Here is a 26645-nt window from a genome sequence, read left to right as displayed (position 1 = left end):
TACATGTTATATGGTGGTTCATATGGATTATTTTCATTATAGGACTTTTCATAGTATCATATAGCACTCAGAAAACAAAAAAAGATAATCCGTTAAATATTTTAAAAAAGCGTTTTGCAAAAGGTGAAATATCAAAAGAAGCCTACGAAGAATATAAGAGAATATTAGGGTCTGACCAATAAAGTAAAATTAAACTAATTGACAAAGCAGATGAAAAATACTAAAATAAATTATCAGCAACGAGAGTTTCACATCTTTGTAGCACAAGCATTTCCTCTCCTTATTAAGTCAAAAGAAGAAGGAGATAAAGAAACTTTCAACACATTAATACTAAAAATTTTACCAAGTATTAAAAAGTATGTTAATCAAAGACTAGTTGCTGCGATTAGCAAGGGACACTTTCCTAAAAACAAATACAATGCTAATGATTTTATCGACCAGTTATTTGTAGAAGTCTATGAAAACATTAATGAAGTAAAAAAAGCAGATAATTTTTATTTATGGCTATTTAAAAAAGCAGACCAATTACTTGAAAACACCATTGAAGAAGAAGAATTTGATGAACTTTTTTTTAAGAACATTGACGATTTCTCTAAACCTGAATGGAATGAGATGGAAGAAAAGTTTAGTGCTGACGCTGAAGGTGATTTATTAATGATGGATGAACTTGACGACAGTTCTTACCATAAAAATAATTATACATTAAATCATGTTTTTGTTAAAGATGAAGAACAAAACTATATTGATAAGCTTGATAAAGAATTGGATGAAACTACAACCCAAAGACATATACAGATGATTCTGCATAAATTACCAACAAACATGCAGTCAGTCTTTGAACTTTCTTCTAAATACAAGTTTAACCTAGACGAAATATCTACAATTAAGGGAATTACTAAAGAAAAAATTAGTAAATTAATAGAAGACACTAGGAGTAAATTACGCAAAAGTTTTTTCAGCAGATACTTAAGTTAATTTCAAAAAAAATAATCTTTTAGTAAGAGATATCTATTTTCTATTAAAGTTTAGCTTTTGCTTTTATATCGCTTTGTTTTCACAGTTAATCCGCATTAGTAAACTTACAAGCCAAATAAAAATCTACATATTAAACAAAACCACCTAACTCTTACCTCGAAAGAATCTTGACTTTTACTTTAATTTTAAGTAATTTAATACCTTTAAAAGCTAACTTAACTTACAATGTTCCAACAAGGTAAAGATATTTTTGAAGTTCTTCTGGGTTCAATTTCTGAAGGTGTTATAGTAGTTGATAGCCATCAAAACATTGTTGAAGTAAATGATGCTACTAAAAAAATGTTTGGCTATGACAAAGAAGAACTCATAAGACAACCTCTTAACATTTTAATTCCCAAAAACTACCATAAAGAGCACCAGAACCATGTTAAAAACTTTATGAAACAACAAGAATCAAGACAAATGGGTCAGGGCAGGGATATTTTTGGTGTTCGTAAAAATGGTAGTGTATTTCCTGTTGAAGCAGGACTTAATCCTTTTTCTGTTTATGAAGAGAAATATGTCATGGCATTGGTGATAGATATTTCAACTCGTAAAGAACAAGAACAAAAAATTAGATCATTAAATGAAAATTTAGAAGAAAAAGTTTCAAAAAGAACTCATGAATTAAAAAACATGGTTCTTGCTTTAGAAGCAGAAAATAAAAAACGTATTAAAGCTGAAGCGAAAACTAAGTTAGCTCTAAAAAAAGAAAAAGAACTTAACGAATTAAAAACAGGCTTTTTATCACTAGTTTCCCATGAATTCAAAACTCCATTAAGCGGTATTTTAACATCTGCTATATTATTAAGTAAGTACAAATTAACAGAACAGCAAGATAAACGCGATAAACATATTAAAATTATATCTGACAAAGTACACTACCTCAATAACATTTTAAATGATTTCTTAACAATCGACAAACTAGAAAAAGGTAAAATTAGATACTCTCCAAGCACTTTTAAATTAAGTAAAATAGTAAATGAAGTGGTTTACAATGCTAATATGATCTTAAAAGAAGGACAAAAAATAAATTACCCAGAAAACATTGATTCTTTCTCTTTATATCAAGATGAAAAAATTGTAGAATTGGCTTTATCTAATTTAGTACATAATGCTATAAAATATTCTTCCGAAAATACTCAAATAGATATTAGTATCACTCAAGATAATACCAAAACCACATTCAAAGTAAAAGATAACGGCATAGGTATTCCTGCTAAAGATCAAAAAAACATATTTAACCGTTATTTCAGAGCTGAAAATGCTCTACTAACTCAAGGAACTGGTATTGGGCTAAATATTGTTAAAAACCATATGGAAAATTTAAATGGTAAAATTTACTTTGATAGTACAGAACTAAACGGAACTATTTTTACAATAGAACTACCTAACACTGTTAAACTATGAAAAAAGTCTTACTAATAGAAGATGATGCTACTTTAAGAGAAAACACCTCTGAGTTACTAAAGCTCTCAAACTATGAGGTAATTACAGCTTCTAACGGAAAAACTGGTATAGACAAAGCAATTGAAACACTTCCTGATATAATTATTTGTGATATTTTAATGCCAGAAGTAGATGGTTATAGTGTACTTCAAGAGCTAGCAAAACAAAGCAATACTAAATATATTCCTTTTGTTTTTTTATCTGCAAAGACAGAACGACAAGACATAAGAAAGGGCATGAATATGGGAGCTGACGACTATCTTACTAAACCTTTTAATGAAGACGAGCTTATAAACACAATAGAAAGTCGTATAGCAAAAGCTGCAATATTAAAAGACAAAAGAAAAGTACTTAAGGGGGGGGGGTAATATGTAATAAAGAAGAAATACAAAATTTAAATGATTTAAAGTTTTTTTTAAAAAACAATGGCACTACCTTTAATTATAAACAAGACGACATTATTTACAGAGAAGGAGATAATTCAAACTTAATTTTTTTAGTTATAAAAGGGGTTGTCAAATCTTATAAGTTTGATGAACGAGGTAAAGAGCTAACTATGGCGCTTTACAAAGAAAATGACTTATTCGGTTACACTTCTTTTACTCATAATATTCCATATCAAGAAACAGCAACAGCTATAAAAGACACCCAAATAATAGGCCTCACTAAAAGTAAACTTAAAGATATTCTAAATAAAAATCATAAAGTTACTTTAGAACTCATGGAACTTTTAACAAATGATCTTAAAGGAATGAAAAGTCAATTATTACAAATGGCATATAGCTCTGTGCAAAAAAAAACCGCTTTAACTATTCTTAAATTTGCTGAAAAACTAAACAACAAAACAGAAGATCCTATAAACATTTCTCGAAGCGACTTAGCCAGTGTTGCTGGAATCGCTACCGAAACCTTAATTAGAGCAATGTCAAACTTTAAAAAACAAGGTATAATTAAAATTGAAGGACGAAACATTAAAATTATAGATCTACAAAAGCTCCAACATATTTTAAAATCTTTTTAACCTCTACACAGTTATGACCAATATCATTTCCTATGAGTATTTTTCCTTTTAGGTTTGTTTAGGCTAAGAGAGGTTTAAAATGAAAAATATCTTATTTCTAACAGATTTTTCCGAAAACTCATGGAATGCATTAAAATACGGAATTAGTTTTTTTGCTGAAAGAAACTGTAGTTTTTACATACTACATGTTAACAACAACATTCTTGACTTTCAAAAAGACAACATCCTACCTTTATCCAAACAAAATGACATAGAGGAATTATATACAAGACCAACAAAAAAACGCTTAAAAGAAATATTAAAACGAATTTCCAGAGAGCTATTTCATAATAAAAACCATAAGTTTTATACACTTACCAACTACGGTTTTTTTGTAGAATCTGTTCGCAAACATGTTTTAGAAAAAAAAATAGATTTAATAATTATGGGAGCTCAAGGAGCTTCTGTTTTAAAAGAATATATTGTTGGAAGTAATACAGGCGATGTTATTACTAAAGTAAAATGTTCTACGCTAATAATTCCTAAAAACGCAACATATTCAGGATTAAAAGAAATTGCCTTTCCAACAGATTTTGCTATTTCTTATGAAATAAGTGTTTTACAGCCTATTTTAGATATTCTAAAGAACAACAACTCTTCCTTACGAATCTTACATATCGGTCAAAAAGAAGAACAATTAAATACAGATCAAAAAACACATAAAGACCTTATAAGTGATTTTTTTTATGGTTTCAATTACACATATCATTATTTAACCAATACAAAGGTAGAAAAAGGAATACAGTGTTTTGTTGAGAGCAGAAATACAAACCTTATTGCAATGGTAGCAAAGAATTTAAACTATTTCCAACAAATTCTATTTCATTCTAAAACAGAACATATTAGTTACCATACTAATATTCCTTTTCTTGTTCTTCACGAAGAATAAACAAAAGTTAAACACTTAAAAAACTAGAAAAACACTATTATTTGAACTGATATTTATCATTCTTTATACTACATAAAATAAATATCTTTAGCTACCTAGTATTAAAAGTAAACTTTTACATGGATGCACTTACAAAAAATGCTATTCAAATCCTTAAAAGTCGTTATCTTTTAAGAAACAAAAAAGGAGAGTTAATAGAAACTCCTGATGAAATGTTTATGCGGGTAGCACAATGTATTTCAAGTTGTGAAAAAAAAAGTACTTTTTACAGAAAGCAATTTTATCATCTTCTAAAAAGCTTAAAGTTTCTACCCAATTCTCCAACACTTATGAATGCCGGAACTAAGCAAGGACAATTAAGTGCCTGTTTTGTCTTACCTATTGAAGATAACTTAGATAGTATTTTTACTACTTTAAAAAATGCTGCTTTAATCCATCAAAGTGGTGGTGGAACAGGCTTTAACTTCTCTAAACTGCGTCCTAAAAAAGATTTAGTAAGCTCTAATAGTGGAACCTCTTCAGGTCCTATCGCTTTTATAAAAATGTACGACACCGCTACAGAATATGTAAAACAAGGAGGCAAACGAAGAGGAGCTAATATGGGGATTCTTAATATTAATCATCCTGATATTGAAAAATTCATAACATCAAAGTCTTCAAAAAAAGCAATTGAAAACTTTAATATTTCAGTAGGAGTTACTGATGCTTTTATGCATGCTCTAAAGAACAATCAAAGTTGGGAATTAATTAACCCTAGAACAAACAAAGTTACCAAAACAGTACCTACACAGTTTCTTTGGAATCTTATTATAAAAGAAGCTTGGAAAACAGGAGACCCTGGAATCATTTTTTTAGACACAATAAATAAACATAACCCAACTCCATCTATTGGACCTATAGAAGCTACTAATCCCTGCGGAGAAGTACCTTTATTAAGTTTTGAAAGTTGCAATTTAGGTTCTATTAACCTTTCTAAAATGGTTATTAAAAAAAATAGTTATTACACTTTAGATTGGAATAGTTTATCAAAAACCATTCAACTTGCCATTCGTTTTCTAGACAATGTTATTACAACTAATTATTATTTACTCCCTGAAATTGAATCTATTGTAAAAAACAATAGAAAAATTGGCTTAGGCATCATGGGATGGGCTGAACTCTTAATTTTACTAGAAATTCCTTATGCTTCAGAAAAAGCATTAAATTTAGCAGATTCACTTATGCTCTTCATTAAGAAGGAAAGCTACCAAGCTTCTGAAAATTTAGCGAAAGAAAAAGGTGTATTCCCTAATTGGAGTAAAAGTACTTTTAGCAACATTCCCTTAAGAAATGCTACCTGTAATAGCATTGCTCCAACTGGCACTATTTCTGTAATTGCTAATACATCGTACTCTATTGAACCTTTATTTGCTTTGGCATACAAAAGAGTTGGTATTCTTGATAATCAAACTCAAATTGAAATAAACGAGCTATTTATTCAAAAAATGAAAAAATCAGGGCTTTGGAACAATGAACTAAAAAATGAAGTTTTAAACAATGGAAGTATTCAAAATACAGACACAATTCCTCTACAAATTAAAGCTATTTTTCAAACTAGCTTAGATATTCCTTGGCAATACCATTTAAAACATCAAAAAAAATTTCAAGAACACACCGATAATGCTGTATCTAAAACTATTAATTTACCTGAACAAACTACTGTTAATGAGATTTCAAAAATTTATAAAACAGCTTGGGAATATGAACTTAAAGGTATTACCATTTATCGGTACGGATCTAAGAGCAATCAAGTATTACAAAAATGTAATTTAAACACAAGTAAAAACTGTTAGTGTAGTTAATCTGATATATATCATTGCCTACATTCATTTTATGATATATTTTTAGTAAAATAACTTAAAAATGATGTCATGAAAAAAATATTAATTCCTACAGATTTTTCAGAAAATGCGTGGAATGCCATAGTATATTCCTTACAATTATTTAAGGACGAAACCTGTACTTTTCATTTATTAAACACATATACTCCAATTATTTTTCAATACGACTATACAACTGTAAGCTCATCTCAGTATAAGTTAGTTGATACCATGAAAAAAGTATCCGAAACTAAACTCAAAGAAGTTTTAAAAAGAATTCAAAATCAATTTAATAACCCTAAACATCATTTTTTATCCTCTTCAGCATTTAACACACTTCCCTTAGAAGTTAATGAGCTTAGTAGTGATAATACAATAGATATGATTGTTATGGGGACTAAAGGTGCCTCTGGGGTCAAGGAGGTTTTGTTTGGTTCTAACACAATACATGTTTTAAAAAACGCTAAATGCCCTGTACTAGCAATCCCTAGTGAGTTCTCTTTCGAAACTCCTCATGAAATATTATTCCCTTCAGATTATGAAATTAATTTTCAAGAAAAACACATACAACCTATAGTAAATATTGCTTCTATATATCATTCTAGAGTTAATATCTTAAACGTAAGATATGACAGTAATTTATCAGAAGAACAAGAACGAAATCGCAAAATGCTAGAACCTTTTTTTGAGCATATAGCTCTCCTTTTTCATGACATAAAAAATCAAAGTGTAACAGGAGCCATTGAAAACTTCCAATTAAAAACACGCGTAAACTTATTGGTAATGATTAATAATAAGCATTCATTTTTTGAAAATTTATTTTTCAAATCAAAAATTAACCAGATAGGGTTTCATTTAAACATTCCTCTTTTAGTTATTCCTAGTTAAAAAACACATCCTACACTAACAAACCACCTCTTAACACACATAACAAACTGACAATTATCATTTTAAAAAAAACATTTGATACGTAATTTAGTTGTCCAAATTAAGTTTAACACAAAAATTAACGATTATGTCACTTATTAAATTTAACGAAAAAAGAAGAGGGTTACCTTTATGGACTAACGGAGGTTTAAGAAACTTTCTAGACATTGATGATTTTTTTAACACTAACTTCTTTGAAGAAGATAGTTTAATGCCCGCTATGAATGTTAAGGAACAGGATGACAACTTCGAAATCGAGTTTGCCGCTCCAGGATTCTCAAAAAAAGACTTTGAAATAACTATTGATAACAATGTACTTAACGTTTGCGGAGAGAAAAAACATGAGGTTGAAGAAAAAGAAGAAGACTTTACACGTAAAGAGTTTAGTTACAATTCATTTAAAAGATCTTTAAGCTTACCTGAATCTATCAACACAGATCAAGATATTAAGGCTAGTTACGAAAATGGTATTTTAAAACTAAACCTTCATAAAAAAGAAGGAACAAAGCAAAAACCTAAAAAAATTATTGAAATCCAATAAAAAAAAACAAAAGTAGTATTAATACTACTTTTGTTTTTTTATCATATTCTAAAAATAGGATTAAGTATGAGAACCACTAATTCTTATTTTAGTTAAAGAATTCAACACTCAAAAGCTCTTCTTTTTTGAAAACCCCTTTTTAATCAGTATCTTTGCACTCTTATGATAAAAAAACTCAAAGACAAAAAGAATAAACGAGTATTCAGTTTTAACTTTTTAGTTTTTAGGAATCAATCAGATAAATTCATTCCTCCTTCAAAATAATTACCATTTTTTTAAGCTAGAAAGAGTTTTCTCTTATCCTTTCACTTGAAAATGTGCTTTTACGAGTACACTTTCTTCACACTTATTAATATCAACAATGAATTTCACAAAAAAAAGCCTAGTCTTAGTTGCTTTTTCTTTTGTTACAGTTATGTTTTCACAAGAAAAGCCTGAGGTTAAAATTGGCGGAGCACTTCGATTTAACTACAACCTATCTTCTTGGAAAGACGGTCAAAAAAAACGTGGAGGCGATTTCGGTTTCGACGTCTTTAGAATTAATGCTAAAGCAAAATACAAAGGAATAAAGCTAAATGCTGAATATCGCTTTTACTCACAAAGTTTTGGAGGTGGCATGCTTAAACAAGGCTGGTTAGGGTATGACTTTAACGAAAAAGACAACATTCAATTAGGATTAACACAAGTGCCTTTTGGTATTACTCAATACAATTCTCATAGTTGGTTTTTTGGTATTAATTATTACCTAGGACTAGAAGATGACCATGATATGGGGGTAAAGTTTACCCATAAGGGAAAAAAATGGGAATACGCCTTAGCTTTTTTTAAAAATGCTGAAGAACTTAATTTTGGAAGCAACTCTGATGTTTCTGATAGCCGATACTCTTACGATGTTGCATCAATAGACATTGATGGGGATGGGAATCTAGATTTAAGATACAAGGAAACAAACCAACTAAATGGTAAGGTAAATTATCACTTCGGTAACAAAAGTATTCAACATAAAATAGGATTTTCTGTACAATATGGAGGTCTTTATAATTTAGATACTGAAGATACATCTAGCCATCATGCTTTTGCCTTACACTATCAACTAAACGCAAAAAACTTTGATGCTAAAGCACAAGTATCTACCTACAAATACAATACAAAGAATACTACTTATAACGATCTTATAGCCTTAACTGCTTATGGAGCTCCTTACCTTACTGCAACAGAAGCTACCACATATACTTTAGGCGCTGCTTATACCTTCCCTGTAAAATGGAAACCTATTTCTAGTATACAAGTTTATAACGACTTTGGTTACATGGATAAAGCAGCTGTTGATTTTGAAGACAGTTTAATGAATGTATTTGGTTTCTTAGTAACTGCTGGTAATGTTTATACTTATATAGATTTTGCCGCAGGAAAAGATCATCCTTGGTTAGGCCCAGTATGGACAAATGCTTTAGCAAACGGAACACCTAATGCTGATTGGGACATGAGATTTAACATAAATATCGGATACTATTTTTAATAGCATAAAACATTAACACATGAAAAAAGCAAAAAAAATAATTAGAAGTGACGAGCGGAAATCAATCTTTGGACTCGAGGTTAACGGTCCTGTATTCTTTACTTCTTCTATAGTAATAATACTAAGTGTAGCTTTAACTTTACTTTTTAAAGAAAGAGCCCAATCATATTTTGATACAGCGCAGAGTTTTATAGCCAACAAAACTGGCTGGTTATTTATCTTAGCCGTTAACATCTTTGTTGCCTTTATGCTTTATTTAGCTTTTAGTAAATATGGAACTTTACGTATTGGTGGGGCTAAAGCAAAACCTGAATTTTCAACTACCTCTTGGTTTTCTATGCTCTTTAGTGCTGGTATGGGTATCGGATTACTTTTTTGGAGTATTGCTGAACCTGTTTATCATTTATCTTCACCTCCTCTAGCTGACCCTAATACCGCTGCTGCTGCTAAAGAAGCTATGAATGTTACTTTTTTACACTGGGGGCTACATGCTTGGGGAATTTATGCTTTGGTTGGTTTGTCTTTAGCTTATTTTACATACTCTAGAGGACTCCCATTAACAATTCGCTCTGTATTCTACCCTTTTTTAGGAGATAGAATTTATGGTAGAATTGGTGATGTTATAGATATTTTTGCTGTTTTGGCTACTGTTTTTGGACTAGCAACGTCTCTTGGACTAGGTGTTAAACAAGTTGCTGCTGGTTTAGAGCATGTTTTTGGTTTAGATTCAGGTATTTCATTACAAATATGGCTAATTGTCGGAATTACATTAATAGCCACCATTTCAGTAGTTTCAGGAGTTGACAAAGGAGTAAAGTTTTTAAGTGAAATGAATATGCGTATCGCTGTACTTTTATTACTTGCTGTAGTAATTTTAGGCCCTACTATTTTCATCTTAAAATCATTTGTACAAAACACTGGTAGTTATGCAAACGACTTAATCAATCTTTCTACATGGGCTGAAGCCTATACTGGAACGGAATGGCAAAACTCATGGACTATTTTTTACTGGGGATGGTGGATTGCTTGGTCTCCTTTCGTAGGTATGTTTATAGCTCGTGTATCTAAAGGAAGAACTATTAGAGAATTTATTCTTGGAGTATTGATTGTTCCTACATTAATTACCTTATTTTGGATTACGGCTTTTGGAGCAACTTCGTTACATGAAATTTTAGGAGGAGACCCTACTATTGCAGAAGGGGTGAATGATAATGTTGCTACCGCTCTTTTTGTGTTTTTAGAAGACTTCCCATTTTCAATGGCTTTAAATATTATCGCTATTATACTTATTGCTAGTTTCTTTGTTACCTCATCAGATTCTGGTTCTTTGGTAGTTGACAGTTTAACTTCTGGTGGTAAAATTGACGCTCCTGTAGGTCAAAGAATATTTTGGGCTCTTGCAGAAGGTGCTGTAGCCGCTGTATTATTATTAGGCGGAGGTTTAAAAGCTCTTCAAACAGCTTCTATTGCTACAGGTCTTCCTTTTACCTTACTTTTGTTATTAATGTGTTACTCTCTTTTTAAAGGATTAAGAGAAGATTATAAGGAATACCTTAAACGCTTAAACCAAAAAGAAAAGGAAGAATATCAGGAAACTGTAAAAAGATTAATAGATTCGAAAAAACAAAAATCTTAAATTATGAAAATTAAAAATATACTAGTAGCCTTAGACCTTTCTGAACTAGATGTTACACTTATTAAGTACTGTAGCATGCTCGCTAAAAACCATGAAACAGAAAATGTATATTTTATTCATAATGTAAAAAAGTATGAAATAAGTAATTTATTTTCTGAACAGTTAGAAAACATAAGTATTGAAGACATTATTGAGGAAGAGTTAGATAATAGTATTAGCAAGCACTTTGATAGTGATTGTAATTACGAATTATTAGTTTCTGACGATGCTTACACAGAAAGTTTAATTAGTTATGTTGCCAATAAATACCACGCTGATTTAATTATTTTAGGTAATAAAAACACCTATAAAGGTTCTGGGTCTGTTTCAGGAAAGTTATTACGAATGGCAAAGTGTAACATTCTTTCTATTCCTAAAGAAGCTAACCTTAATCCAGAAAACCTAATGGTTGCAACCGACTTTTCTTCAGCTTCTCTTAAAGCTTTTAATACAGCTTCATCTATCAACAACAAGAAAAAATCTATTTTAAAAGCATTAAATGTTTTTAAAATTCCTCAGCTATTTTTCCCTTACATAAAAGTAGATAAGGCTCGTGAGAAAGTAGAAAGACATGTTGATTTACAGTTTGAAAAACTACTTCATAAAACAAAAGCCTCAAACATAGAAACTATTAAAGCTTCAGCAGGTGAAGATAGCATTCCTGAAAAAATAAGGGCAATTGCTGAAAAAGACAAAACTGATATTTTGTTTGTTGCAGACAAAGGTCATAACAACTTTACTTCTCTTTTAGTAGGAAGTGTTACAGAAGAGTTGTTTACTCATGATTTACATGTCCCTTTATGGGTAGTAAAGCGTTACATCGCTTAAATTATAAAATAAAAACGGAGTTCAATATTGAACTCCGTTTTTATTTATTATTGATTTAATCCTTTTTTTTCTGACTTGGCTATCTTTTTTACGGTAGTAAAAAGCGTTTGTTTTAAATTTTTATATTCTTTTAAAAATTCACTAAACATTACTATTAACTTTCTATGTTCATTCTTGTACACTTCTTCCTCTACTACTTCATCAACTCCATCTACCATTACTTCTAAACCTCTTTCATGAGCTTCAACAAGTTTGATTAACTCTTCCGTTTTTTTTCTTGAACTACTCAACAGTTCTACTATTTTAGTTGTTTTTTTAAATTGGTCTGGTGCTATAAGCTCAAAAATATATTTTCGTATTAAGTCCTCAAAAAAGAGTTGTTCATCTTTTAAAAATGAAAGTTCAGACAACCATTGTTTTGACGTTAAATGCATATCTTCTGCACTTAACCATTCTACATATTTTAAGTGTGTTTTTGTTGTTTTCATCGAGTTAGTTTTTAGGTTAAACTTCTATATCATTAACTCTTTTATAGCATGTAATTTTGGAATACATACATTCCAATTGTTTTCTCTTTGTATTTTCAATCTAAAAGCATCTAAAGCCGTTTGTTCACCATGTATAAGAAACACTTCTTCAGGTATGTTTTTAATATCACTTAACCAATTTAACAAGTCTCCTTGGTCTGCATGTGCAGATAAACTTTCTATGCTCTCTACTCTTGCTTTAACAGGAAAGTACCTTCCATAAAACTTTATTTCATGACATCCTTCTTGCAACTGCCTTCCTCTTGTTCCTTCTGCTTGATACCCTACTAATAAAACTGTTGTTGTTGGTTCATCTATTAGTTGTTGTAAATAAGTTAAAACTCTACCTCCTGTTACCATTCCACTTCCAGCAATTATTATTTTCGACCTAGGGTCATCAATAGTTTCCCATGTTTCTCTATAAGATTCAATAATATTTATATGGTTACACATTGCTTCGTATTCATTCATGGGTAGTTTATGCCATTGTGGATACCTTTTAAAAACCTCCAAAACATTATTTCCCATTGGGCTATCAACAAAAATTGGTATGCTTGGTATTTTATTTTTCTTATACAGCTTCCATAAAACATACATTAGCATTTGTAATCGCTCAACAGCAAAACTAGGAATGATTAAATTTCCTTTATTTACAATTGTTTCTCTGATTAACGCTGATAAAATTTCTTCTATATTTTCTTTTGGATGTAACTTATGACCATAGGTACTCTCTATAAAAAGATAATCTGCCCATACTGGTTTTTTGGGAGCTTCTAGCAGATAATCATTCACTCTTCCTACATCTCCAGAAAACACAAATCTTTTTTCATTGATATTTAATTCTATAAAAGTAGCCCCTATAATATGCCCATTGTATTGAAATCTGTAAGAGATTTTTTCAGAAAAAGAAACCCATTTCCCTTCTTCTTCAACTTGAAATAAGCTCATGGTGTTTTCTGCTTCAGTAACTGTGTAAAAAGGTAATACTGGATTATGTTTACTATAATTTTCTTCGGCAGCTTTTTGCGCTTCTTCTTCATGGATTTTAGCACTATCTCTTAAAATAATTCCTGCAATAGCCAATGTTGGAGCTGTTCCTATAATTCTACCTCTAAACCCTTGCTTATATAACCGTGGTAAAAACCCCACATGATCTAAATGTCCATGAGTTAATAACACAACATCTATTTTTTCAACATCAATAGGAAGTTCAGCCCAGTTTAATTCTCTAAGCTCTTTCAGACCTTGAAACATGCCGCAATCAATCATAATTTGCTTTCCGCAAGCTTCAATCAAAAACTTTGAACCTGTAACTGTACCTGCTGCCCCTAAAAAATGAACTTTTGCAAAATTTAGCATATTACTTCCTTTTTAAGCACTACACAATTGTTGTATTTCAGATAAAATTCTAGTTTTTCTCGTATCTGAAACACCTAAATGATCTAAATAAAAGCTATCTTTTATCAACTCTCTACAAAGCACTACATCTCTATTCAATAAAAACTGTTTCTCCCTTTTAGTTAAGAGTGTAGAAACTGTTATTGGATATAATCCTAGCCTATCAATTATATCTTTTAGGCTATTTTCTTTCGGGTAGTCCCAACTTAACAGATACAACCCTGCACAATTACCATATTGTGTAGCGTCTTCTGTAAATCGGGTATTTGTTACAACCCAACCTTGAGTTAGCGTTGTTTTATGCTTATTAAAAGTATTCCAATAATTTCTAACATCATTATATCTGGAATGTATATATAAAGGAACTTTTACATTACACACAAAGCCTTGTTCACTATGAAACTTACACTCTACAACAGTAGTTTCATTATTCTTATGAGCTAACACATCAACCTCGTGTTGTACACACTCACCTTGCAAAATTTCTCCTACTTTTACCTTATACCCTGAGTATTTTAAAACTGCTGCTATAAAATATTCAAAGGGATAACCTGTAGGTCCAAGTTCGTATATTGCTTTTTTAAGTTTATACTTTGAAGCAAATACATTCTTTTTTTTCTTTAGTAAAGCAAAGGCTCTATTATAAATTTCTTTAGTTGTTATTCCTTCGTACAATTCACCTTGAACTATTTCTATAATTTCTGAAACTAAAGTATCATCTGCCCCAGTTCTTTTAAGTGACTTTTTTAATTTAGCTAAAGAAAACTCTACAACTTCACCAGAAGCTTTTACTATTGTTATTTTATTCGGACTAGTTTCCATTTTTAAAGAAATCTCTAACTAAAGCCTTTACTTGGTTGTCTGTCATACTATCAACTCTTTGCACTTTTTTAACCTTTGCATTTAATTCTTTATGAGAGTTTTCTAACTCTTTCTTAAATTTTTCAAAAGTTTCAGCAGGACCAAAAATGGCTAATGAATCAGCATTGTTAACTTCTTCTGCTAGCTCATTAAAATATCTTTTTGTTTGATGCTTTTCTCTTTCTAAATACTTACTATCCTGAACCACGTCTTGCGGACCTCCCTTAAATCGAGTTCCAGAGCCTCCGTGAATACGAAACGTTTCTATATTAGAAGGTATCGTTTTCATGTTTTCTGTTCCATTTTCAATGGTTACAACAAGAGCTTTCTCTTTATCTAACCAAACTCCTATGTTTTTCATTGTTTTGTTTTTTAGTTTCTTAAATCATGTAACACCAACACAGGTACCTTTAACTTATACCCTATTTCCTTTACTAATGGTTTAGAAAATATAGTATCAAAAAATGCGTGCTTTTTATTTATAAAAGCTACCATATCGCTTTCTCTACTTTCTACAAAACATTTTATTGCTGTAGACACTGTTACACAAGATAATGTATGAAATGAAAATTTTAACCCTTCAAAATATTCACTCAGCATTTCTTTGTGTTCTTTTTGATTTTCATCTATATCTCCATTATTAGTATTATGTAATACTCTTAAAGATGCATTACAAGCTCCAACTATATCTATTAAATACTCTAATTCTCTTTTTTTATAATGTGTTCTGTAACTCGTAGGAAAAACAATTTCTTTGGGTATTTGCTTCTTAGCTTTTTTTGGTACTACTAAAACAGGACAATTACGAATCTTCTCCATTACCTGTATTGCATTACTACCAAATACAGAACTACTATCATTAGTTAATCCTTTCGTTGCCATTACAACCATTTCTATATCTTTTTGTTCCACTATTTCCTCAGTTGCACTCAATAGTGATTTATTTTCCAGAGAGATATAATCAAACTCATGAAAAGGATTTCCTTCTTCTTTTGACGCTATTAATTTTGATATTTTATTCAGTCCTTCTAATGATTTTTTCTTTGGCTCATCGTACCCTTTCTCTCCTGGCTGAGGAGGAACCAAATCCTCTATTAAATTATATGTTGTTTTAAAAACATTTAACACATAAAAGCTACATCTTTCAGTTCTAAAAAGCTCTAAAGCATATGCGATTGCATTATATGATGCTTCAGAAAAATCGGTTAGTAGTAAAATCTTTTTTTTCATTTCGATTAAAATTCAGTTAAAAAGGAACCATACCATAAGCCTCATTCAACAAAAACAACCCTAAGAAAAACAACAACACATATATGGCCTGTATAAACTTTAAATTGGTTTGTTTTAGCAGCTTAATAGTTTGCTTAGGAAAAGTAAATAGGATAACACCTTTAATTAAAGCCAACCAACCAAATAGAGTTACTAACAATTTAATATTCGCCTCCCATATATTATGAGCCAATACATTAAGTAAGCCTATTATAATTGCAAACAATGAAAGAATAATTAAAAACCGAGCATCCTGTAAATTATCAACTATTTGTTTTACTCTTTTAGGATTAAAACTTAGTACAAAGAAGAAAATAATACAGTACCATCCCCAGAACTTTAGTAAAAAGACTGATACATCCATAACTTATTAATTTACACCTTACCCAAAGATACAAATATAACTTGTTGATTTTCATGACTTTTATCATGAAAACAATTAATAATCATATATTAAAGTGCTTATTCCTGAAAAACACTTCTTTTTTCTGGGTGTTTTTTCCCTTTATACATGATTCGTAAAGTATTAAATTTACTAGCTTTAAAAATTAACCTAACTTATAAAATGAAAAACAACAAACCCTTCTTTATTTTAATGCTTATTACTGCTTTTATTTCTTCTTGCAGTATTCTCAAAACAGCTCCTTACGATCAATACTCATTTCAAAAAACTATTGAAATAAAAATAGACGCTAACCAACTCATAGAAAAAGCTGAAAACTCTTACCAAGACAATATTAAAGAGATTGAAGAGCTACAAAACGAGATTGCCAAAATTGTTGAGTACGAAAAGTACAAACCTAACAACGAGATAACCCATAAAATGTGGTTATTATTAGCAGACCAAGACAAAAACTTACTTGCTGGCTTTTTAAAACGATGGAAAGAAAAAGACAAGCTTTCACCTTTTTTTATTACTGAGGCTAAAGGACAAATAACTGAAGCTCTCAACCTTTTACTACAGTATGAAAGTAAAAAAGAGCCTGCTACTAAAAATCAATTATTACAACTTCTTTCAAACAATTAATCTGCTATGGATTTCGAAAAAATATTACAAGAATTAAAAAAATCATTAGTCTCATTATTTAGTGAAAAGTTTGGTGAGTTTTCACAAGAGTCAAAAAAAGACATTGAACTATTTTTAAATGAATCAAAAGACAAACTAGAAAGATGGGCCTCTTTATTAGCACAAGGTAAACTTACCTTAGAAGATTTTGAATGGCTAGTAGAAAGTCAAAAAGATTTATTTAAAATGAAAACTTTACAAGCTGCTGGGATATCAAAAATAAGCTTAGGACATTTTAAAAACAAAGTTGTTAAAACTATTGTTAGCACTATAAAAACCTTAGTTTTTTAAACATAAAAAGACCATGAATATTTATTTGTTCATGGTCTTTATTTTTCCTTGACGTTCTTCAACTAAAAATTTGGGGTTTTCTTGAAATTTCTTCCATAGAGATAGTAATTCTTTAAAAATAGGCATTTCAGTAGCTCTATCTCCGTATTGAATAATTAGATATGACAACAAGTTATAACAGGCTGTATACTCTCCACAAGCAATAACAGTGTTTAACATATCATTTACTTTATCTTTTTTCGTAAACCATAAAGTAGTACCAAATGATGTACTTTTATGTGAATTTTTAATAATTGCTTCACTTATTTCTCCTGTATGCTTCATTATCTCATCCCAACCTCTCTCATTCTCTGGTCGAGTTGTTTGATTTCCTGAAGCATCTTTACATCGTAACTCATACACTGTAGATGTAATTATTTTATTAGGAAAAGTACTATAAATAGCATTTGCGTGTTGTCTTCTATCATTTTTAAGAAAAACCACACTTGCCATGCGAACCAAAGACTTCGCTCTGTTAAGTATATAAAAGCCTACTCTTCTTGGTGGTAAATACAATCTTTGATCTACACCTGTTTCATTTTGCATTAATTTAGATAATGAGAAAAACAAAAAATGAATAAATACCAAAAAAGCTAATATTACAACGCTTATCGTATACCAAACCATCATTTTTTGCACTCCAAAAAATACAGTAGCTATCAACACAAACAATAAAGTAAAAGCACTAGATACATAAGACACATATTTACTAAACCATGAATCGGAAGCAAACTTAAAGCCTTCTCCAGGATATGGTGAAGAAACATCGCACAAGAAATATAAATCATAACGTTCGGGTTTCCCTTCACATTGATTCTGTGCTTCTGACACAAAAACAGAAGCTCCTTGATTATCTACAATACCACCATCCATCAAACCTACCTCTTCTAAATCATTGTGCTTTGGAGTAAAGTCATACGGAAACCCCATCGGCTCAAATCCTCCTGGAAAAGCTGTGGAAGCTGCGATTACATCTCCTAACTTTATATCATCTATTACTCCTTTATATTTGCTATGTACCTTTCCGTTTCCAAACCTTTTTTGATTCCCTTTAATATTTTGAAATCTAAACTGATGTGTACTATCAAAGTCCGTAGCATTAAAAACGACTCTTTCTAAGTGTGTTTTACCTTGACTTATTACATCTTGAACTTGCCCTAACGTTGCTTGATTTGTTAGTTTATTATATTCTATAGCAAAGGCATTAATCGGATTCTTTCTCTTGTGCTTATTCTCTGGCTGATTCCAAATTAACTGCCATCTTAAATGACTCAATGCATTACTTGTCAACTCATCTTTTGCTAACCATTTATAGTATTCATCAAAAAAAACTTGAAAATATTTTCCTTCAATCTGTGATTGTGCGTACTTAACCCCAGTAATTGTCCCTCCAGAAACTGTAGAAATTGCTTTTACATTTTCTAGCAATCCTACTTTTTCTAATAACGATAATGTTCCTAAAGAAAAACAAGCTGCTCTATATCCTCCTCCAGAAAAACATAAGGCTATAGACTTAAATACCTCCATAGTTTTAATGCAATTTTATTCTTTTTATAATTTCAATCTATTCTCTTAAACTATGAAGTCTAGCAACGTATTTACCAATTACATCAAATTCCAAATTAACTTTAGTACCTATTTTAAAGGTTTTAAAGGTTGTATGTTCATATGTATATGGAATAATAGCTACACTAAACTCATCCTTTTTAGAATTTACCACCGTTAAACTCACCCCATTAATTGTAATTGAACCTTTTTCAATAGTAACATTTGTACAATCAAAATCATATGAAAAAGTAAACACTGTACTTCCTTCTGCATCTTCTATGCTTTTACATCTACCTGTTCCATCTACATGACCTTGTACAATGTGTCCATCTAATCGAGCTCCTAACTTCATTGCTCTCTCAAGATTTACTTCATCTCCTACTTGTAAATCACCAATATTCGTTTTGTCTAACGTTTCTTTAATCGCTGTAACAGTATACTCATCCTTATCAATTGCTACAACTGTTAAACAAACACCGTTATGTGCTACACTCTGATCTATTTTTAATTCATTGGTTATTGTACTTTTTATTGTGAGGTGTAAATTTTCTTTTTCACGCTCAATACCTTTAACAATTCCAAGAGTTTCTATTATTCCGGTAAACATTCTATAAAAATTTAGTTACTTTTGTTAGCATCAAAAATACAACTTTACCTACGAAAGTAAACTATGGATAAAGCTAACAAAATTATTGTCGGAATTTCGGTTGGGGACATCAACGGAATTGGTATCGAAATTATCTTAAAAACATTTGAAGACAAACGAATGCTTGATTTTTGTACTCCTGTTTTATTCGCTTCAAACAAACTAATTTCATATCATAAAAAGGCTTTAAGACTTAATACTAATATCCATGGAATTGCTTCTTTAGACAAACTTGTACATGGAAAGGTTAATTTATTAAATAGCTGGAAAGAAGAAGTTAAAATAGATTTAGGTAAGATTACTGAAGATGGAGGTAAATTCGCCTTAAAATCATTACAAGCCGCTGTTGGAGCTTTAAAAAAGAATCAAATAGATCTTATTGTTACCGCCCCTATTAACAAAGAGAATATTCAATCTGAAGAATTTAAATTCCCAGGTCACACAGAGTATTTAGAAGAAAACTTTGATGGAAAAAGCTTAATGATTTTAATGACTGATGAATTACGTATTGGTTTAATTACGGGTCATATTCCTGTATCTAAAGTCGCAGAAGCAATTACTCCAGAACTGATTAAGTCTAAAGTTGAGATTATGTACAACTCATTAAAACAAGATTTCAACATTAGTAAACCTAAAATTGCAATATTAGGGTTAAATCCACACTGTGGTGATAATGGAATAATTGGTACTGAAGACGACGAAATTATCCGCCCAACGATTACAGAAATTAAAGAATCAGGTAAGTTAGTTTTTGGTCCGTATGCATCCGATGGTTTTTTTGGTTCAAAAACCTATGAACAATTTGACGGAGTTTTAGCCATGTATCACGATCAAGGTTTAGCTCCTTTTAAAGCTTTATCGTTTGGAAATGGTGTAAATTTCACTGCTGGTTTGAGCAAGATAAGAACCTCTCCTGACCATGGAACTGGATTTGATATTGCTGGTAAAAATAAAGCCAACCCTACGTCTTTTAAAGAAGCCTTATTTACCTCATTACAAATATTTAAGAACAGAAAAGAGTATCAAGAACTTACAAAAAACGCATTAAAAGCAAAATAGTTCATTTTTTTTACTCAAAACATAAAAGTAAAAACATTTTTTATATCTTTGCACGCTCAAATTGATAGTTGTAGATGAAAGACTTAAAACAATTCAACATACCTTTTGTAGGTTTAAAAGAAGGAAGTCATTTGTTTGAATATCAAATTGACAAAACGTTCTTTGAAGCATTTCAGTTTGACGAGTTTAACAACACCAACGTAAAAGCTGATATTACATTTGTTAAAAAAAGTACTTTATTGGAACTATCTTTTAACATAAACGGAACAGTTAATGTTCCTTGTGATATTACTAACGAGTTATTTGATTTACCAATTAATGGTAATTTAAATTTAGTTGTTAAGTTTGGACCTGAGTTTAATGATGAACACGATGAAATTTTGATACTTCCACACGAAGCTTATCAAGTAAATGTATCTCAATACATATATGAGTTAATTGTGTTATCAGTACCTAGCAAAAGGATACATCCAGATGTTGTTGATGGTACTATGCAGTCAGATGCTTTAAGAAAATTAGAAGAATTAAGAATAAACGAAGAAAAAACTGTTGAGGAAGAATCAACAGACCCTAGATGGGATAAATTAAAGGATTTACTAACAGATAAATAAGACATAAAATGGCACATCCAAAGAGAAAAATATCTAAAACTAGAAGAGATAAGAGAAGAACTCACTATAAAGCTTCTGTACCTCAAATAGCTGTTGATCCTACAACTGGAGAAGCTCATTTATACCACAGAGCTCACTGGCATGAAGGAAAACTTTATTACAGAGGTCAAGTAGTATTAGAAAGTGCTGCTGCTGAGGCTTAAAAACTAGTTTAAAAAATTAAAAAACCCTCTACTTTGAGGGTTTTTTTATGTTTTTACATCAAAAAATACTCTTTTTGATGTTTTTTTCTATAAAAAAGTGAAATAATTTTCATTACTTTGAAAACTCGTTTTACTACAAAACAAACAACTATGACTAAAATAACTGCAGCTATAACAGCGGTAGGAAAATATATTCCAGAATATGCTCTAACCAATAAAGAGCTAGAAACAATGGTGGACACCAATGATGAATGGATAACTACCAGAACAGGAATCAAAGAAAGAAGGATTTTAAAAGGTGAAGGTCTTGGAACTTCTTTCATGGCTATAAAAGCAGCAGAAGATTTACTTCAAAAATCAAACACAAAACCTGAAGATATCGACATGGTAATTGTAGCAACCGCTACTCCAGATATGCCTGTAGCTTCAACAGCTGCTTATACTGCATCTAAGATAGGAGCAGTAAATGCTTTTTCTTACGATTTACAAGCTGCTTGTTCTAGTTTTTTATATGGTATGTCTACTGCCTCAAGTTATATTGAAAGTGGTCGATATAAAAAAGTATTGTTAATTGGTGCCGATAAAATGTCATCAATTATTGATTATAGCGATAGAGCTACTTGTATCATATTTGGTGATGGTGCAGGTGCTGTTTTATTTGAGCCTAATAACGACGGTTTAGGGTTACAAGATGAGTATTTAAGAAGCGACGGAATTGGTCGTGAATTCTTAAAGATTGATGCAGGTGGATCAATTTTGCCAGCATCAGAAGACACTGTTAAAAATAAACAACACTTTGTTCACCAAGAAGGGAGAACTGTATTTAAGTTTGCTGTTTCTAACATGGCTGATGTTTCTGAAAAAATGTTAACCAGAAACAACTTAACAAAAGATGACATTCAGTGGTTAGTACCACATCAAGCTAATAAAAGAATCATCGAAGCTACTGCGAATAGAGTTGGCTTAGAAGATGATAAAGTAATGATGAATATTCATAAGTACGGAAATACTACTTCTGCTACTTTACCGTTATTGCTTGCTGACTATGAAAAAGAGTTGAAAAAAGGAGATAATTTAATTTTTGCTGCATTTGGTGGTGGCTTCACATGGGGAGCGATCTACTTAAAATGGGCATATAACTCATAACTAAACAACTAAAATTTAGGAAAATGGACATTAAAGAAATTCAAAGTCTTATAAAATTTGTAGCTAAGTCAGGTGCAAGTGAAGTAAAGCTAGAAATGGAAGATATTAAAATCACCATTAAAACTGGAAGTGATACTCCTGAAACTACTATTATTCAAGCTCCTGCTCCTGCAGCAGCTCCACAAATGATAGCCCCTGCTCCTGCTGCACAGCCAGCTACTCCAGCTGCAGCCCCAGTAGCAGCTGAAACTACAGACGACTCAAAATATGTAACTATAAAATCACCTATCATTGGTACTTTCTACAGAAAACCTTCTCCAGACAAGCCTAATTTTGCTGAAGTAGGAACAGAAGTAAAAGTTGGTGATACTGTTTGTATCATTGAAGCAATGAAGTTATTTAACGAAATTGAATCAGAAGTATCTGGTAAAATCGTTAAAGTATTAGTGGATGATTCTTCTCCTGTAGAATTTGATCAACCATTATTTTTAGTAGACCCATCATAATTTTTGGTTTAGAAGTTTTAAGTTTAGAAGTTTAGTTAAATGCTAAACTCTTAAACAACTAAACCCAATAAACTCATAAACTAAAAGACATGTTTAAAAAGATATTAATTGCCAATAGAGGCGAAATCGCGCTACGTGTAATTAGAACCTGTAAAGAGATGGGTATTAAAACAGTAGCTGTATATTCTAAAGCAGATGCTGAAAGTTTACACGTACGATTTGCTGATGAAGCTGTTTGTATTGGACCTGCTCCAAGTAGCGAGTCTTATTTAAAAATGGATCGTATCATTGCTGCGGCAGAAATCACAAACGCTGACGGAATTCACCCAGGATATGGTTTCTTAGCTGAAAATGCTAAATTCTCAAAATTATGCGAAGAGCACGAAATTAAATTTATCGGAGCTTCTCCTGAGATGATTGATAGAATGGGAGATAAAGCAAACGCTAAAGCTACCATGAAAGCTGCTGGTGTACCATGTGTACCAGGTAGTGATGGTGTAATCACTACTTTTGAAGAGTGTGAGAAAATCGCTGTAGAAACAGGATACCCTGTAATGTTAAAAGCTTCTGCTGGAGGTGGAGGTAAAGGAATGCGTGCTGTTTGGAAAGCTGAAGATTTAAAAGATGCTTGGGATTCTGCGAGACAAGAATCTAAAGCAGCATTTGGAAACGATGATATGTATATGGAGAAGTTAATTGAAGAGCCTCGCCATATCGAAATTCAAGTAGTAGGTGATGCTTACGGTAAAGCTTGTCACTTATCTGAAAGAGATTGTTCAGTACAACGTCGTCACCAAAAATTAACTGAAGAAACTCCTTCTCCATTCATGACAGAAGAATTACGTGATGCTATGGGAGCTGCTGCTGTTAAAGCTGCTGAGTACATTAAATATGAAGGTGCTGGTACGGTTGAGTTCTTAGTAGATAAACATCGTAATTTCTACTTTATGGAAATGAATACTCGTATTCAGGTAGAGCACCCTATTACAGAAGAAGTTGTTGATTACGATTTAATTCGTGAGCAAATTTTAGTTGCAGCTGGTGTGCCAATTTCTGGCAAAAACTACAAGCCACAATTACACTCTATTGAATGTAGAATTAATGCAGAAGATCCATATAATGGATTTAGACCTGCGCCAGGAAAAATAACCTCTTATCATGCGCCAGGTGGTCATGGTGTTCGTATCGATACTCACGTATATGCAGGGTATATGATTCCACCAAACTACGATTCAATGATTTCTAAGTTAATTGTTACTGCACAAACTCGTGAAGAAGCGATTAACAAAATGAAACGTGCATTAGATGAGTATGTTATTGAAGGTGTAAAAACAACTATTCCTTTCCACAGACAATTAATGGATCATCCAGATTACGTAGCTGGTAATTATACCACTAAGTTCATGGAAGATTTTGAAATGGAAAAATAACATATTTCAACATAGAATAAAAAAATCAGTGAGTAACTTCACTGATTTTTTTATTTCATAAATTCGCATAATGAATTTTTTATACAATTTACTTCTTGCCTTAGTATCTATCTTACTTCCAATTGTAGCTTTGTTCAACAAAAAAATAAAGCTGTTTTACCAAGGGAGAAAGGAAACATTTTCTAAACTCGAAAGTATTTCTAAAACTGATAAAGTAGTTTGGTTTCATGCTGCTTCTTTAGGAGAATTTGAACAAGGTAGACCTATTATTGAGGAGTTGAAAGAACTCTATTCAGACTATAAAATTGTGGTTACATTTTTTTCTCCTTCAGGATATGAGATCAGAAAAAATTATCCATTAGCCGATGTTATTTGCTATTTACCTTTGGACACTAAATCGAACGTTAAAAAATTCATCAAACTAGTGCATCCTGATGTAGCTATCATGATTAAATATGAGTTTTGGCCTAACCTCCTTTCTGAATTAAAAAAGCATGGTGCTCCTACAATTTTAATTTCAGGAATTTTTAGAAAAAAACAATCCTTCTTTAAGTGGTATGGAGGTTTTATGCGTGAAAAATTGACAGCGTTTAATCACTTTTTTGTGCAAAACGAAACTTCTAAAAACCTATTAAATTCTATTGATTTTCAAAATGCAACCATTGCTGGTGATACTCGGTTTGATCGTGTATATGATATTTTACAACAAGACAACTCTTTAGATTTTATTTCTGAGTTTAAAAACAATCAGTATACCGTAATTGCTGGAAGCACTTGGAAAGAAGATGAAGAATTGATTATCAATTACATTAATAATAACGCTACCGATGACGAAAAGTTTATTATTGCTCCACACAACATCAACCAAAAACAGATTAAAGAACTACAGAGCTTAATCAATAAGAAAACGATTCTTTTTTCTGAAAAAGAAGGAAAACTGCTATCCAATTATCAAGTTTTTATAATTGACACAATTGGGTTGCTTACCAAAATTTACTCTTATGCTGATGTAGCTTACGTAGGCGGTGGACTCGCTACTGGTTTACATAATATTTTAGAACCAGCGACATATGGTGTTCCTGTTATTTTTGGTGGTAATAAATACAATAAGTTTCAAGAAGCAATTGATTTACTTGAAATAGGAGGTGCAAAGACCGTTACAAATACTAACGAATTTTCTAGTAATTTTGCTTTATTGAAATCAGGCAAAAAACTAAGAGAGCAAATGGGGAATGTTAACCACAATTACATTTTAAAAAATGTGGGGGCAACAAAAACCATTATCACTTATTTAAAAAACATATTATAATGGATTTTATATTACAACCATGGCCTTGGTATGTATCTGGGCCACTTATTGCTATAGTACTTTTTTTGTTTTTTTACTTCGGAAAAAATTTTGGGGTATCAACCAATTTAGAAACTATTTGTACCATGGTTGGTGCAGGTAAAGTTTCTGATTATTTTAAGAAAGATTGGAAAGAACGTGATTGGGCTATTGTCTTTTTAGTTGGTTTATTAATTGGAGGTTATATCGCTATTAATTATTTATCTGCTACACCAGGAGTTCATTTAAACCCTACCACCGTTAACGAATTAGCGGAACTAGGTTTTGCTGATGCTGGAAAAACGTATGTTCCAAACGAGATTTATAGTATAGAAAACATGTTGACTTTAAAAGGTTTCGCAATTTTATTGGTTGCAGGAATTTTAATTGGTTTTGGAACGCGTTATGCTGATGGTTGTACTTCTGGACATGCTATTACAGGGTTAAGCAGCTTTCAATTGCCTTCTTTAATTGCTGTAATTGGTTTTTTTATTGGTGGTTTAATTATGATTTGGGTGCTATTCCCTTTAATATTTGGTTAAGATGAAGAATTTGAAATTTTTAGTTATAGGTATAGTTTTCGGAATTATTTTGTCTAAATCTGAAGCAGTTTCTTGGTATCGAATTTATGAAATGTTCAAGTTTCAATCTTTCCACATGTATGGTATTATTGGTTCTGCTGTAGTTATCTCTGCTATATTTATGTATTTCTTTAAAAGTGGAAAAATTAAAGATTACTTAGGAAACCAAATTAACATCAAAGAGAAAAAGAAAGGTTTTATTAGAACTTTAGTTGGTGGTACTATCTTTGGATTAGGTTGGGCATTAGCAGGCGCTTGTCCTGCTCCTATTTTTGTTTTGATTGGACAAGGAATACTCCCAATGATTATTGTACTCTTAGGAGCTCTTATAGGAGCTTTTATTTATGGTGTAATAAGTAAAAAATTACCTCATTAA

General features: G+C 31.2%; 30 protein-coding genes. 22 read left to right on the top strand and 8 right to left on the bottom strand.

Annotation, left to right across the window (positions count from 1 at the left end):
- Positions 1 to 210 precede the first annotated feature (210 nt).
- The 11 genes from VCM48_RS11995 to VCM48_RS11945 all read left to right on the top strand — a co-directional run bounded on the left by VCM48_RS11995 (position 211) and on the right by VCM48_RS11945 (position 11761).
- Positions 211 to 975 carry a sigma-70 family RNA polymerase sigma factor gene (locus VCM48_RS11995; protein ID WP_482270661.1) on the top strand — a complete coding sequence of 255 codons (765 nt, stop codon included), beginning with the start codon at positions 211 to 213 and terminating at the stop codon, positions 973 to 975.
- Between the two features lie 225 nt (positions 976 to 1200).
- Positions 1201 to 2424, top strand: a complete 1224-nt coding sequence (locus VCM48_RS11990; RefSeq protein WP_482270660.1) for a PAS domain-containing sensor histidine kinase — start codon at positions 1201 to 1203, stop codon at positions 2422 to 2424.
- Positions 2421 to 2831 (top strand): response regulator transcription factor, encoded by a 411-nt coding sequence (locus VCM48_RS11985; RefSeq protein WP_482270659.1) that lies wholly within the window; start codon positions 2421 to 2423, stop codon positions 2829 to 2831. The genes VCM48_RS11990 and VCM48_RS11985 overlap by 4 nt, the downstream gene beginning before the upstream one ends.
- Entirely contained in the window at positions 2831 to 3484 is a 654-nt protein-coding gene (locus VCM48_RS11980) for a Crp/Fnr family transcriptional regulator (protein ID WP_482272225.1), read from the top strand. The genes VCM48_RS11985 and VCM48_RS11980 overlap by 1 nt, the downstream gene beginning before the upstream one ends.
- Before the next feature lie 79 nt (positions 3485 to 3563).
- Positions 3564 to 4412, top strand: a complete 849-nt coding sequence (locus VCM48_RS11975; protein ID WP_274640948.1) for a universal stress protein — start codon at positions 3564 to 3566, stop codon at positions 4410 to 4412.
- Between the two features lie 119 nt (positions 4413 to 4531).
- Entirely contained in the window at positions 4532 to 6244 is a 1713-nt protein-coding gene (locus VCM48_RS11970; protein WP_482270658.1) for an adenosylcobalamin-dependent ribonucleoside-diphosphate reductase, read from the top strand.
- A 78-nt stretch (positions 6245 to 6322) separates the two neighbouring features.
- Positions 6323 to 7159 (top strand): universal stress protein, encoded by an 837-nt coding sequence (locus VCM48_RS11965; protein WP_482270657.1) that lies wholly within the window; start codon positions 6323 to 6325, stop codon positions 7157 to 7159.
- 127 nt (positions 7160 to 7286) lie between these two features.
- Entirely contained in the window at positions 7287 to 7739 is a 453-nt protein-coding gene (locus VCM48_RS11960) for an Hsp20/alpha crystallin family protein (RefSeq protein WP_274640945.1), read from the top strand.
- A 361-nt stretch (positions 7740 to 8100) separates the two neighbouring features.
- A complete protein-coding gene (locus VCM48_RS11955) occupies positions 8101 to 9258 on the top strand; it encodes a hypothetical protein (RefSeq protein ID WP_274640944.1) in 1158 nt (385 codons plus the stop codon).
- 19 nt (positions 9259 to 9277) lie between these two features.
- Entirely contained in the window at positions 9278 to 10894 is a 1617-nt protein-coding gene (locus VCM48_RS11950; RefSeq protein ID WP_274640943.1) for a BCCT family transporter, read from the top strand.
- A gap of 3 nt (positions 10895 to 10897) precedes the next feature.
- Entirely contained in the window at positions 10898 to 11761 is an 864-nt protein-coding gene (locus tag VCM48_RS11945) for a universal stress protein (protein WP_440120667.1), read from the top strand.
- Positions 11762 to 11808: 47 nt separating this feature from the next.
- Here VCM48_RS11945 and VCM48_RS11940 read toward each other — a convergent pair whose 3' ends face one another.
- From VCM48_RS11940 to VCM48_RS11915, 6 genes are read right to left on the bottom strand one after another with little or no spacing between them, the layout of a single operon-like run.
- A complete protein-coding gene (locus VCM48_RS11940) occupies positions 11809 to 12249 on the bottom strand; it encodes a hypothetical protein (protein WP_440120666.1) in 441 nt (146 codons plus the stop codon).
- Positions 12250 to 12273: 24 nt separating this feature from the next.
- Complete coding sequence (locus tag VCM48_RS11935) at positions 12274 to 13647, bottom strand: MBL fold metallo-hydrolase RNA specificity domain-containing protein (protein ID WP_482270656.1); 1374 nt, start codon at positions 13645 to 13647, stop codon at positions 12274 to 12276.
- A gap of 12 nt (positions 13648 to 13659) precedes the next feature.
- On the bottom strand, positions 13660 to 14508 hold the full coding sequence (locus VCM48_RS11930; protein ID WP_440120664.1) for a restriction endonuclease: 849 nt from the start codon (positions 14506 to 14508) through the stop codon (positions 13660 to 13662).
- On the bottom strand, positions 14498 to 14908 hold the full coding sequence (locus tag VCM48_RS11925) for a hypothetical protein (RefSeq protein WP_482270655.1): 411 nt from the start codon (positions 14906 to 14908) through the stop codon (positions 14498 to 14500). The genes VCM48_RS11930 and VCM48_RS11925 overlap by 11 nt, the downstream gene beginning before the upstream one ends.
- An 11-nt stretch (positions 14909 to 14919) precedes the next feature.
- Positions 14920 to 15777, bottom strand: a complete 858-nt coding sequence (locus tag VCM48_RS11920) for a universal stress protein (protein ID WP_482270654.1) — start codon at positions 15775 to 15777, stop codon at positions 14920 to 14922.
- Positions 15778 to 15793: 16 nt separating this feature from the next.
- On the bottom strand, positions 15794 to 16180 hold the full coding sequence (locus VCM48_RS11915) for a hypothetical protein (RefSeq protein ID WP_274640936.1): 387 nt from the start codon (positions 16178 to 16180) through the stop codon (positions 15794 to 15796).
- Positions 16181 to 16381: 201 nt separating this feature from the next.
- Here VCM48_RS11915 and VCM48_RS11910 point away from each other — a divergent pair, with 201 nt between their 5' ends.
- The gene (locus tag VCM48_RS11910) at positions 16382 to 16843 is read left to right on the top strand and encodes a hypothetical protein (RefSeq protein WP_482270653.1); all 462 of its coding nucleotides are present in this window, start codon (positions 16382 to 16384) and stop codon (positions 16841 to 16843) included.
- A 6-nt stretch (positions 16844 to 16849) separates the two neighbouring features.
- Complete coding sequence (locus tag VCM48_RS11905; RefSeq protein WP_482270652.1) at positions 16850 to 17173, top strand: hypothetical protein; 324 nt, start codon at positions 16850 to 16852, stop codon at positions 17171 to 17173.
- A gap of 21 nt (positions 17174 to 17194) precedes the next feature.
- Here VCM48_RS11905 and VCM48_RS11900 read toward each other — a convergent pair whose 3' ends face one another.
- Both VCM48_RS11900 and VCM48_RS11895 read right to left on the bottom strand, forming a co-directional pair.
- On the bottom strand, positions 17195 to 18739 hold the full coding sequence (locus VCM48_RS11900) for a patatin-like phospholipase family protein (RefSeq protein ID WP_482270651.1): 1545 nt from the start codon (positions 18737 to 18739) through the stop codon (positions 17195 to 17197).
- Positions 18740 to 18776: 37 nt separating this feature from the next.
- Positions 18777 to 19367, bottom strand: a complete 591-nt coding sequence (locus VCM48_RS11895; RefSeq protein WP_482270650.1) for a riboflavin synthase — start codon at positions 19365 to 19367, stop codon at positions 18777 to 18779.
- A 63-nt stretch (positions 19368 to 19430) separates the two neighbouring features.
- Here VCM48_RS11895 and pdxA point away from each other — a divergent pair, with 63 nt between their 5' ends.
- The 9 genes from pdxA (at position 19431) to VCM48_RS11850 (ending at position 26645) form a co-directional block, all read left to right on the top strand.
- On the top strand, positions 19431 to 20465 hold the full coding sequence (gene pdxA / locus VCM48_RS11890) for a 4-hydroxythreonine-4-phosphate dehydrogenase PdxA (protein WP_482270649.1): 1035 nt from the start codon (positions 19431 to 19433) through the stop codon (positions 20463 to 20465).
- 74 nt (positions 20466 to 20539) lie between these two features.
- Positions 20540 to 21076, top strand: a complete 537-nt coding sequence (locus tag VCM48_RS11885; RefSeq protein ID WP_274640930.1) for a YceD family protein — start codon at positions 20540 to 20542, stop codon at positions 21074 to 21076.
- Positions 21077 to 21084: 8 nt separating this feature from the next.
- Positions 21085 to 21279 carry a 50S ribosomal protein L32 gene (gene rpmF / locus VCM48_RS11880; protein WP_047789948.1) on the top strand — a complete coding sequence of 65 codons (195 nt, stop codon included), beginning with the start codon at positions 21085 to 21087 and terminating at the stop codon, positions 21277 to 21279.
- A 150-nt stretch (positions 21280 to 21429) separates the two neighbouring features.
- Entirely contained in the window at positions 21430 to 22425 is a 996-nt protein-coding gene (locus VCM48_RS11875) for a beta-ketoacyl-ACP synthase III (protein ID WP_099214636.1), read from the top strand.
- 23 nt (positions 22426 to 22448) lie between these two features.
- On the top strand, positions 22449 to 22931 hold the full coding sequence (gene accB, locus VCM48_RS11870; RefSeq protein ID WP_440120655.1) for an acetyl-CoA carboxylase biotin carboxyl carrier protein: 483 nt from the start codon (positions 22449 to 22451) through the stop codon (positions 22929 to 22931).
- Between the two features lie 89 nt (positions 22932 to 23020).
- Positions 23021 to 24361 (top strand): acetyl-CoA carboxylase biotin carboxylase subunit, encoded by a 1341-nt coding sequence (accC, locus tag VCM48_RS11865; RefSeq protein WP_099214638.1) that lies wholly within the window; start codon positions 23021 to 23023, stop codon positions 24359 to 24361.
- A gap of 70 nt (positions 24362 to 24431) precedes the next feature.
- Positions 24432 to 25670, top strand: a complete 1239-nt coding sequence (locus tag VCM48_RS11860; RefSeq protein WP_482270648.1) for a 3-deoxy-D-manno-octulosonic acid transferase — start codon at positions 24432 to 24434, stop codon at positions 25668 to 25670.
- Positions 25670 to 26230: a YeeE/YedE family protein gene (locus tag VCM48_RS11855; protein ID WP_482270647.1), complete on the top strand. Its 561-nt coding sequence runs from the start codon at positions 25670 to 25672 to the stop codon at positions 26228 to 26230. The genes VCM48_RS11860 and VCM48_RS11855 overlap by 1 nt, the downstream gene beginning before the upstream one ends.
- 1 nt (position 26231) lies before the next feature.
- Positions 26232 to 26645 (top strand): DUF6691 family protein, encoded by a 414-nt coding sequence (locus VCM48_RS11850; protein WP_482270646.1) that lies wholly within the window; start codon positions 26232 to 26234, stop codon positions 26643 to 26645.

This window comes from Tenacibaculum sp. DPLXC6 (assembly GCF_056815515.1).
Note: the sequence above shows the minus strand (reverse complement) of the source record. Positions and strands in the feature narration are given on the sequence as shown.

Excerpts from the sequence above, each read along its gene's own strand:
- VCM48_RS11995 (WP_482270661.1), top strand. The coding sequence starts at position 211 with ATGAAAAATACTAAAATAAATTATCAGCAACGAGAGTTTCACATCTTT.
- VCM48_RS11990 (WP_482270660.1), top strand. The coding sequence starts at position 1,201 with ATGTTCCAACAAGGTAAAGATATTTTTGAAGTTCTTCTGGGTTCAATT.
- VCM48_RS11985 (WP_482270659.1), top strand. The coding sequence starts at position 2,421 with ATGAAAAAAGTCTTACTAATAGAAGATGATGCTACTTTAAGAGAAAAC.
- VCM48_RS11975 (WP_274640948.1), top strand. The coding sequence starts at position 3,564 with ATGAAAAATATCTTATTTCTAACAGATTTTTCCGAAAACTCATGGAAT.
- VCM48_RS11970 (WP_482270658.1), top strand. The coding sequence starts at position 4,532 with ATGGATGCACTTACAAAAAATGCTATTCAAATCCTTAAAAGTCGTTAT.
- VCM48_RS11965 (WP_482270657.1), top strand. The coding sequence starts at position 6,323 with ATGAAAAAAATATTAATTCCTACAGATTTTTCAGAAAATGCGTGGAAT.
- VCM48_RS11960 (WP_274640945.1), top strand. The coding sequence starts at position 7,287 with ATGTCACTTATTAAATTTAACGAAAAAAGAAGAGGGTTACCTTTATGG.
- VCM48_RS11955 (WP_274640944.1), top strand. The coding sequence starts at position 8,101 with ATGAATTTCACAAAAAAAAGCCTAGTCTTAGTTGCTTTTTCTTTTGTT.
- VCM48_RS11950 (WP_274640943.1), top strand. The coding sequence starts at position 9,278 with ATGAAAAAAGCAAAAAAAATAATTAGAAGTGACGAGCGGAAATCAATC.
- VCM48_RS11945 (WP_440120667.1), top strand. The coding sequence starts at position 10,898 with ATGAAAATTAAAAATATACTAGTAGCCTTAGACCTTTCTGAACTAGAT.
- VCM48_RS11940 (WP_440120666.1), bottom strand. The coding sequence starts at position 12,249 with ATGAAAACAACAAAAACACACTTAAAATATGTAGAATGGTTAAGTGCA.
- VCM48_RS11935 (WP_482270656.1), bottom strand. The coding sequence starts at position 13,647 with ATGCTAAATTTTGCAAAAGTTCATTTTTTAGGGGCAGCAGGTACAGTT.
- VCM48_RS11930 (WP_440120664.1), bottom strand. The coding sequence starts at position 14,508 with ATGGAAACTAGTCCGAATAAAATAACAATAGTAAAAGCTTCTGGTGAA.
- VCM48_RS11925 (WP_482270655.1), bottom strand. The coding sequence starts at position 14,908 with ATGAAAAACATAGGAGTTTGGTTAGATAAAGAGAAAGCTCTTGTTGTA.
- VCM48_RS11920 (WP_482270654.1), bottom strand. The coding sequence starts at position 15,777 with ATGAAAAAAAAGATTTTACTACTAACCGATTTTTCTGAAGCATCATAT.
- VCM48_RS11915 (WP_274640936.1), bottom strand. The coding sequence starts at position 16,180 with ATGGATGTATCAGTCTTTTTACTAAAGTTCTGGGGATGGTACTGTATT.
- VCM48_RS11910 (WP_482270653.1), top strand. The coding sequence starts at position 16,382 with ATGAAAAACAACAAACCCTTCTTTATTTTAATGCTTATTACTGCTTTT.
- VCM48_RS11905 (WP_482270652.1), top strand. The coding sequence starts at position 16,850 with ATGGATTTCGAAAAAATATTACAAGAATTAAAAAAATCATTAGTCTCA.
- VCM48_RS11900 (WP_482270651.1), bottom strand. The coding sequence starts at position 18,739 with ATGGAGGTATTTAAGTCTATAGCCTTATGTTTTTCTGGAGGAGGATAT.
- VCM48_RS11895 (WP_482270650.1), bottom strand. The coding sequence starts at position 19,367 with ATGTTTACCGGAATAATAGAAACTCTTGGAATTGTTAAAGGTATTGAG.
- pdxA (WP_482270649.1), top strand. The coding sequence starts at position 19,431 with ATGGATAAAGCTAACAAAATTATTGTCGGAATTTCGGTTGGGGACATC.
- VCM48_RS11885 (WP_274640930.1), top strand. The coding sequence starts at position 20,540 with ATGAAAGACTTAAAACAATTCAACATACCTTTTGTAGGTTTAAAAGAA.
- rpmF (WP_047789948.1), top strand. The coding sequence starts at position 21,085 with ATGGCACATCCAAAGAGAAAAATATCTAAAACTAGAAGAGATAAGAGA.
- VCM48_RS11875 (WP_099214636.1), top strand. The coding sequence starts at position 21,430 with ATGACTAAAATAACTGCAGCTATAACAGCGGTAGGAAAATATATTCCA.
- accB (WP_440120655.1), top strand. The coding sequence starts at position 22,449 with ATGGACATTAAAGAAATTCAAAGTCTTATAAAATTTGTAGCTAAGTCA.
- accC (WP_099214638.1), top strand. The coding sequence starts at position 23,021 with ATGTTTAAAAAGATATTAATTGCCAATAGAGGCGAAATCGCGCTACGT.
- VCM48_RS11860 (WP_482270648.1), top strand. The coding sequence starts at position 24,432 with ATGAATTTTTTATACAATTTACTTCTTGCCTTAGTATCTATCTTACTT.
- VCM48_RS11855 (WP_482270647.1), top strand. The coding sequence starts at position 25,670 with ATGGATTTTATATTACAACCATGGCCTTGGTATGTATCTGGGCCACTT.
- VCM48_RS11850 (WP_482270646.1), top strand. The coding sequence starts at position 26,232 with ATGAAGAATTTGAAATTTTTAGTTATAGGTATAGTTTTCGGAATTATT.